General features: G+C 61.4%; 1 protein-coding gene. It reads right to left on the bottom strand.

Annotated elements, in window-relative coordinates:
* The coding region (locus ACF8EA_RS23800; protein WP_392523491.1) for a reverse transcriptase domain-containing protein at positions 1–443 on the bottom strand (443 nt) is incomplete at both ends.

Genomic DNA, 443 nt, shown 5'->3' on the forward strand with positions numbered 1-443 from the left:
TCCAGATCAAGCTCCACGCACCAGCGATGCCCCGCCGCCACATGGGAGCGGGCCATTTCAACGGCTTGGTGAGCGCTTTTGCCCGGACGAAAACCGTAGCTGTAGTCCGAAAACAGCGGATCGAAGAGTAGCGTGAGTTGTTGCTGTAATGCTTGCTGGATCAGGCGATCCACGACGGTGGGGATTCCCAGTTGCCGTGTGCCGCCCTGCGGCTTGGGAATTTCAACCGCTCGCACTGCTTGGGGATGGTATTCACCGGCCAGCAACCTGGCCTTGAGGGTTGGCCAATACTGTTTCACGTAGCCCGCCAAGTCAGCGACCGTCATGCCATCGGCACCCGGAGCCCCCTTGTTGCTAACCACGCGTTGATACGCACGCCTGAGGTTGGCCGGTGCAAGCACCCGCTCCATCAGCGTGTCCGGCTCCGCGTTCGTCCACGTCGC

This window comes from Pseudomonas sp. YQ_5 (assembly GCF_043103305.1).
GTDB classification, from domain to species: domain Bacteria; phylum Pseudomonadota; class Gammaproteobacteria; order Pseudomonadales; family Pseudomonadaceae; genus Aquipseudomonas; species Aquipseudomonas putida_Y.